Source organism: Paraburkholderia sp. RL18-085-BIA-A (genome assembly GCF_046027075.1).
GTDB lineage: Bacteria > Pseudomonadota > Gammaproteobacteria > Burkholderiales > Burkholderiaceae > Paraburkholderia.
In genome coordinates, this window is sequence record NZ_JARESU010000712.1 from 1 (window position 1) to 264 (window position 264).

At 63.3% G+C, this 264-nt stretch carries 1 pseudogene; it reads right to left on the reverse strand.

The features are described from left to right. Nucleotides 1-264, reverse strand: a pseudogene (locus P0D89_RS54510) (acyl-CoA dehydrogenase); the annotation flags it as partial.

Consider the following 264-nt stretch of genomic DNA (forward strand, 5'->3'; position numbering starts at 1 on the left):
AGTGCTGCCGTCGTAGGCGGTGCGCGCAAGTCGCTGCGTCGCGCTCACCGCTTCGTCGAGTTCGGCCGTCAGTTCGTCTGGCCGGTCGTGCAGGAAGCGGTTGACATGACCGAGTACCGGCTCGACTTCGAGACACGAATCAATACCGCCTTGTGCGACGCCCAGCGCCATGCCGACCTGCAGCAGGATGAAGGCCGCCTTGATCCGCGCAACAAATGGTCGCGCCGGATCGGCAATCAGGTCGGCTTCGCCGACGAAATAGTT